Here is a 6,315-nt window from a genome sequence, read left to right as displayed (position 1 = left end):
CATGAAATTCGTTGACGAAGCCTATATTGACGTCTCCGCCGGAGACGGTGGCGCTGGCTGCGTCTCGTTTCGTCATGAGAAATACAAAGAATTTGGTGGCCCCAACGGCGGCGACGGCGGCCGTGGCGGCCATGTGTTTGCCGTAGCGGACCCCAACCTCAATACCCTGGTCGATTACCGCTTTTCGCGCCGGCATGACGCCCAGCGCGGTCAGCACGGCATGGGTTCCGACATGTTTGGCGCCGCCGGCGATGACATTACCCTGAAAATGCCGGTGGGCACTATCATTTCTGATGCCGAAAGCGGCGAAGTGCTGTTTGAATTGCTTAAACCCGGCGAGGTCATGACCATCGCCAAAGGCGGCGATGGCGGTTTTGGCAATATGCGTTTCAAGAGCGCCATCAACCGCGCACCACGGCAAAAAACACCGGGCTGGCCAGGCGAGCGGCGCAACCTCAAGCTGGAACTCAAGGTGCTGGCCGATGTGGGCCTGCTGGGTATGCCAAATGCGGGCAAATCGACCTTGATCACGGCCATATCGAACGCTCGGCCGCGCATTGCCGACTACCCGTTTACCACGTTGCACCCCAACCTTGGCGTGGTGCGCGTGGGCCCGGAGCAGAGCTTTGTGGTGGCCGATTTGCCTGGATTGATTGAAGGCGCCTCGGAAGGCGCCGGCCTGGGGCATTTGTTTTTGCGCCATTTGCAGCGCACCCGTCTGCTGCTGCATGTGGTCGATATGGCGCCGTTTGACGATGACGTGGATACGGTGGCGCAAGCCAAGGCCATTGTCAACGAGCTCAAAAAATACGATACCGCGCTGTACAAGAAACCACGCTGGCTGGTGCTCAACAAGCTCGACATGGTGCCGCTGGGAGAGCGCGAGGCACTGGTCAAGGACTTTGTCAAGCGGCTCAAGTTCAAGGGGCCGGTGTTTGAGATTTCGGCCCTGACACGTGAAGGTTGTGAGTCGCTGATCAAGGCGGTGTACAAGCACATCAGTGCCCAGCAAAAGCTGGAACTTGAGCCCGAGGTCATCGACCCGCGCTTTGCAGAGCCAGTGGCACCTGATTCATCACTGAAAAACGCCTGACGCACATACTTGTCAAGAGGGTTCAATGGCTCAAGAACAAGCAAATTCAGCATTGCGTGATGCGCATCGCGTGGTCATCAAGGTGGGGTCCAGCTTGGTAACCAATGAAGGCCGGGGGCTGGACGAAGCGGCCATTGGCGAATGGTGCCGGCAAATGGCCGAACTGGTGCGCCAGGGGCGCGAGGTCATCATGGTCTCCAGTGGCGCCGTTGCCGAAGGCATGAAGCGCCTGGGCTGGGCCAAGCGCCCGCGTGAAATCCACGAATTGCAGGCCGCTGCCGCCGTCGGGCAGATGGGCCTGGCGCACATGTACGAAACCAAATTGCGCGAAAACGGTTTGGGCAGCGCCCAGGTGCTGCTGACGCACGCCGATCTGGCTGATCGCGAGCGTTACCTCAATGCGCGTTCTACCCTGCTCACGCTGCTCAAGTTAGGCGTGGTGCCGGTCATCAACGAAAACGACACGGTGGTCAACGACGAGATCAAGTTTGGCGACAACGACACGCTGGGTGCCTTGGTGGCCAATTTGGTGGAAGCCGATGCGCTGGTGATTCTGACCGATCAAAAGGGTTTGTTCACGGCCGATCCGCGCAAGGATGCCAGCGCCGAGTTGGTGCATGTGGCGCAAGCGGGTGACGCCGCGCTGGAGGCCATGGCAGGCGGCGTTGGCTCCAGCTTGGGGCGCGGCGGCATGATCACCAAAATACTGGCAGCCAAGCGGGCAGCGGGCTCAGGCGCAGCAACCGTGATCGCCTGGGGCCGCGAGCCCGATGCCTTGCTGCGGCTCTGTCATGGCGAAGCCATTGGCACACTGCTAGTGGCACCAACTCAAAAAACGCAGGCGCGCAAGCAGTGGATTGCCGACCATCTGCAATTGCGCGGCGCCGTGACCGTAGATGCCGGTGCCGTGGCCAAGCTGCAGGGCGATGGCTCGAGCCTGTTGCCCATTGGCATGGTGGCGGTCGAGGGTGATTTTTCGCGTGGCGACGTGATTGCCATTCGCGACCCGCAAGGGCTTGAAATTGCCCGTGGCCTGGCAAATTACGCCAGTACCGAGGCGCGCCTGGTATGCCGCAAACCCTCCAGCGCCTTCGAAGCCTTGCTGGGCTATGCTGCCGAGCCCGAAATGGTGCACCGTGACAACCTGGTGCTCAAACGCTGATCAGCGTGGCTACCTGCCGTGTTGAGTCAGGCTAATTGGCTTTGAGCTTTCTGATGATTTCCGCCGTCGAGTTGGGGTTGGTGTTGCCTTCACAGGCGCCTTGTCGGGCCAGTGCCAGCGCGTGTTTGGAAGGCTGCCTGTCGTTGAGCCCGCGCCATTCAGGTTCTTTCACGATTGTCCAGACACCGCTGGCGTTGGCACGGGCATAGCTTTTGACCTCGCCCGTGGCACAACGAATCCCTTCATAAAATGCGCTGATGGTGCCGCTGGGGCTGACGGCCAGCATGACATAGCGCACGATACCGTCTGGTGTGATAGCCAGGGTGGCAGGATCGATGCCAAATTCCATGCTGACATAAGGCGGCATGTCGATCGCGACGCGCTGCCTGGGGTCAAAACGGGGTGGTGCTGGCGTTTCTGTTTCCTGCCAGTCCGGGTTTTCGAGCAAACCTTGCGCCTGCGCACCGAGTGCGCAGCAGGCCAAGCCTATGGCCAGACTGTGTACGAACCTGGAAGGCCTGATGCCTGGAGACGGTGATTTACACATGATGTTGTCGTGTTTGGGGATTGGCTCCAAGGGCGGTGGCGCCCGGCGGTAGCTCGAAGCTGGCATCGGGCATGTCGGCGCAGGAGTGGCCCAGATCAAGCGGGCGTATGCCTTGGCGAAGAAAGCGGTTGCGATAGTCGTTTCGCGGCAAAAATCGCGATAACTCGGTGAGTGCCGTCACATACACTTCGCGCTTGAATTCCACCACGGCATCCAGCGGCACCCAGTAGTCGTTCCAGCGCCAAGCATCGAACTCTGGATGATTTGTGGCGCGCAGGTTCAAATCCCAGTCGTGGCCCACCAGCTGCAACAAGAACCAGATTTGTTTCTGGCCTTTGTAAAAACCGCGTGAGTCGCGGCGAATAAAACGGTCTGGCACCTCATAGCGCAACCAGTCACGGGTGCGGGCCACAATGCGAATGTGTTCGCGCAGCAGCCCAACTTCTTCATGCAGTTCCCTGATCATGGCCTGCTCGGGGGTCTCGCCCCGGTCAATGCCACCCTGCGGAAACTGCCAGGAGTGCGTACGGATACGCTTGCCCCAAAACACCTGATTTTTCTGGTTGAGCAGGACGATGCCGACGTTGGGCCTAAAGCCTTCCCGGTCAAGCATAATCAAACCTCAATTTTTAAATTAGCTTGATTATGCACAGCCCCGGCCGTGCGGCAAGCAACATTACCCTGACATATTGCCGGATATCCCTATGCGAGCCTCTCAATTTTTCATTTCCACACTCAAAGAAGCCCCGGCTGATGCCGAAATCGTCAGTCACAAGCTGATGATGCGCGCGGGCATGATCAAAAAGATCGGTGCCGGTATTTACACCCTGATGCCCCTGGGCCTGCGCGTGGTGCGCAAAGTGGAGGCCATCGTTCGCGAAGAAATGAACCGTGCTGGCGCTGTCGAGCTGTCTATGCCGGTGGTGCAGCCCGGCGAATTGTGGGCTGAGACGGGCCGCTTTGAAAAAATGGGGCCTGAGCTGTTGCGCATCAAGGACCGCCATGGGCACGACTTTGTGGTTCAACCCACCAGCGAAGAGGTGGTGACCGACATTGCGCGCCAGGAAATCAGAAGCTACAAACAGTTGCCGAAGAATTTTTACCAAATCCAGACCAAGTTCCGAGACGAGCGCCGTCCCCGCTTTGGCCTGATGCGCGGGCGTGAATTCATCATGAAAGACGCCTACAGCTTTGACCGTGACCCCGCCAGCGCCAAAGCCAGCTATCAGGTCATGGCGCAAGCTTACCGGCGCATTTTTGATCGCTTTGGGCTGACCTACCGTGCCGTAGCGGCCGATAGCGGCGCCATTGGCGGCGACCTGAGCGAAGAGTTCCAGGTGATTGCGGCCACCGGTGAAGACGCCATCATCTATTGCCCGGGTAGCGACTACGCTGCCAACATGGAAAAAGCCGAAGCGCTGGCCCCTGTCGGCCCGCGCCCGGTGGCCGCGCAAGCCATGACCAAGACGCCAACGCCGGGCAAAAGCACTTGTGCGGCAGTGGCTGAGTTGCTGGGCTTGCCGCTGAAAAACACGGTCAAATCCCTGGTGCTGGCCACCGACGAACTCGATGAACTGGGTGAAGTGGTGAAAACCCAGGTCTGGCTGCTGCTGCTGCGCGGCGATCACGACATGAATGAGGTCAAGGTCAGCAAGTTGCCGGGCTTGCAGACTTTCCGCTTTGCCACCCTCGGCGAGATTGAAGAATACTTTGCTTGCCTGCCCGGTTACTTGGGCCCGATCGGCCTGAAAAAGCCGGTACAACTCGTGGTGGATCGTGACGTTGCGGTGATGAGCGACTGGGTCTGCGGTGCCAATGCGGCCGACTTTCACATCACCGGCGTCAACTGGGGTCGTGATTTGCCCGAACCGGCGCTGGTGGCCGATTTGCGCAACGTGGTGGCAGGCGATGCCTCGCCCGACGGCAAAGGTGTGCTGGCCATTGAGCGCGGCATTGAGGTAGGCCATGTTTTTTATCTGGGCACCAAATACAGCGAGGCCATGAAAGCCACTTTTCTGGACCAGAACGGAAAACCCCAGTTCATGGAAATGGGCTGCTACGGCATTGGCATCACGCGCCTGCCGGCTGCTGCCATCGAGCAAAACCACGACGAGCGCGGCATCATCTGGCCCGATGCGCTGGCGCCGTTCACCGTGGTGCTGTGCCCGATCAACGCCGAGCGTTCGCCAGAGGTCAAGGCCACGTCCGAGTCGCTGTATGCAGAATTGCTGGCAGCCGGTGTTGATGTGTTGCTGGACGACCGTGGTGAGCGCCCGGGCGCGATGTTTGCCGACTGGGAGCTCATCGGCGTGCCGCACCGCGTCAACATTGGCGACCGCGCCCTGAAAGAAGGCAACGTGGAGTACCAGCACCGCCGAGATGCCGCAGCAACCACTGTGCCCGTGACTGCCATCGTGGGCCAGTTGCTGGCCAAACTCAAGGCCTGACAGGCAAAACGATGGCCGGGCAATTTCTCTCACGCCGGACTGATGGCTGCGAATTGCGGCGTGACGCTGACATGCTGCAAATGGGCCGGGTCATGAATCTGACACGCCGCGGTGTGCTGCGCGATGTTTTAGGCCTGATGGTTGGCTCCGGCGCGTTTTTTTTTCAAGCGCCATCCTGGGCTGGCGTACAGCTCGAAGAGCCGCTGGCCGACTCTGTTCGTACGGCCTTGAGTTCGGCCATTGCCAATCAGGCGCCGCCGGTGCCAGAGTTCCCTGACACCGAGTCGCGGCTGCACTATTTACGCTGGCTGGGCGCTATGAGCGAACGCTTGGCCAGGAAATTGCCGGACCTGACGACCCGCAAGGAATTTCTGCAAACGGTCTGGTACGAGTCCAAGCGCGCCGGGCTCGACGTTTCATTAGTGCTCGGCCTGATCCAGGTGGAGAGCAATTTCCGCAAGTTTGCCGTGAGCAGCGCGGGCGCGCGCGGTTACATGCAGGTCATGCCCTTCTGGACGCGTGTGCTGGCCGACGGCGATGCCGGAAAACTGTTTCACATGCAAACCAACCTGCGCTTTGGCTGCGTGATTTTGCGCCACTACCTCAACCGCGAGCGGGGCGACTGGTTCATGGCGCTGGGGCGTTACAACGGCTCGCGGGGCAGGGCGCCCTACCCGCAGGCCGTGCTGCGTGCGCAGAAGGTGTGGCTGGCTTGATTGATGGTTTATTGGACAGGCGCGCCCAACAGGGTTTGTAATTCGCCGTTTTCGTACATTTCCATCAAGATGTCGGAGCCGCCGATGAATTCTCCTTTGTGAAAGAACTGGGGGATGGTAGGCCAGTTGCTGTAGTCCTTGATACCGGCGCGAATGGCATCGTCTTCGAGCACGTTGACGGTTTTGATGTCTTTGGGTTCGACGCCGCAGGCTTTCAGAATTTGCACCGCGCGGCCCGAGAAGCCGCATTGCGGAAAGCTGGCTGTGCCTTTCATGAAAAGCAAAATATCGTTGTGCTTGACCAGGTCGTCAATGCGTTGTTGTGCGTCGCTCATGCTGAGTCTTCCTAT

At 59.5% G+C, this 6,315-nt stretch carries 7 protein-coding genes; 4 read left to right on the top strand and 3 right to left on the bottom strand.

Annotated features, from left to right (window positions below; all coding sequences use genetic code 11):
- The first annotated feature begins 1 nt into the window (after position 1).
- Both cgtA and proB read left to right on the top strand, forming a co-directional pair.
- Positions 2–1,093 carry an Obg family GTPase CgtA gene (gene cgtA / locus IBX54_RS02150; protein WP_296541009.1) on the top strand — a complete coding sequence of 364 codons (1,092 nt, stop codon included), beginning with the start codon at positions 2–4 and terminating at the stop codon, positions 1,091–1,093.
- Positions 1,094–1,118: 25 nt separating this feature from the next.
- Positions 1,119–2,255, top strand: a complete 1,137-nt coding sequence (gene proB / locus IBX54_RS02145; protein ID WP_296541008.1) for a glutamate 5-kinase — start codon at positions 1,119–1,121, stop codon at positions 2,253–2,255.
- Between the two features lie 31 nt (positions 2,256–2,286).
- Here proB and IBX54_RS02140 read toward each other — a convergent pair whose 3' ends face one another.
- A complete protein-coding gene (locus IBX54_RS02140) occupies positions 2,287–2,739 on the bottom strand; it encodes a CNP1-like family protein (RefSeq protein WP_296541007.1) in 453 nt (150 codons plus the stop codon).
- A gap of 55 nt (positions 2,740–2,794) precedes the next feature.
- Positions 2,795–3,415, bottom strand: a complete 621-nt coding sequence (locus tag IBX54_RS02135; protein WP_296541006.1) for an RNA pyrophosphohydrolase — start codon at positions 3,413–3,415, stop codon at positions 2,795–2,797.
- Positions 3,416–3,506: 91 nt separating this feature from the next.
- Between IBX54_RS02135 and IBX54_RS02130 the strand changes: the two genes are divergently transcribed.
- Both IBX54_RS02130 and IBX54_RS02125 read left to right on the top strand, forming a co-directional pair.
- Positions 3,507–5,249, top strand: coding sequence for a proline--tRNA ligase (locus tag IBX54_RS02130; RefSeq protein ID WP_296541005.1), 1,743 nt, complete (start codon positions 3,507–3,509; stop codon positions 5,247–5,249).
- 137 nt (positions 5,250–5,386) lie between these two features.
- A complete protein-coding gene (locus IBX54_RS02125; protein WP_296541012.1) occupies positions 5,387–5,965 on the top strand; it encodes a lytic transglycosylase domain-containing protein in 579 nt (192 codons plus the stop codon).
- Positions 5,966–5,973: 8 nt separating this feature from the next.
- On the opposite strand, the gene grxD is transcribed toward IBX54_RS02125, so the two are convergent.
- Positions 5,974–6,300 carry a Grx4 family monothiol glutaredoxin gene (gene grxD, locus IBX54_RS02120; RefSeq protein WP_296541004.1) on the bottom strand — a complete coding sequence of 109 codons (327 nt, stop codon included), beginning with the start codon at positions 6,298–6,300 and terminating at the stop codon, positions 5,974–5,976.
- Positions 6,301–6,315: the final 15 nt, after the last annotated feature.

Source organism: Rhodoferax sp. (assembly GCF_014859475.1).
Lineage (GTDB): Bacteria > Pseudomonadota > Gammaproteobacteria > Burkholderiales > Burkholderiaceae_C > Rhodoferax.
The sequence above is the reverse complement of the archived record's forward strand: the minus strand, read 5'-3'. Positions and strand labels throughout refer to the sequence as shown.

Excerpts from the sequence above, each read along its gene's own strand:
- IBX54_RS02125 (WP_296541012.1), top strand. The coding sequence starts at position 5,387 with ATGGTTGGCTCCGGCGCGTTTTTTTTTCAAGCGCCATCCTGGGCTGGC.
- grxD (WP_296541004.1), bottom strand. The coding sequence starts at position 6,300 with ATGAGCGACGCACAACAACGCATTGACGACCTGGTCAAGCACAACGAT.
- IBX54_RS02135 (WP_296541006.1), bottom strand. The coding sequence starts at position 3,415 with ATGCTTGACCGGGAAGGCTTTAGGCCCAACGTCGGCATCGTCCTGCTC.
- cgtA (WP_296541009.1), top strand. The coding sequence starts at position 2 with ATGAAATTCGTTGACGAAGCCTATATTGACGTCTCCGCCGGAGACGGT.
- proB (WP_296541008.1), top strand. The coding sequence starts at position 1,119 with ATGGCTCAAGAACAAGCAAATTCAGCATTGCGTGATGCGCATCGCGTG.
- IBX54_RS02130 (WP_296541005.1), top strand. The coding sequence starts at position 3,507 with ATGCGAGCCTCTCAATTTTTCATTTCCACACTCAAAGAAGCCCCGGCT.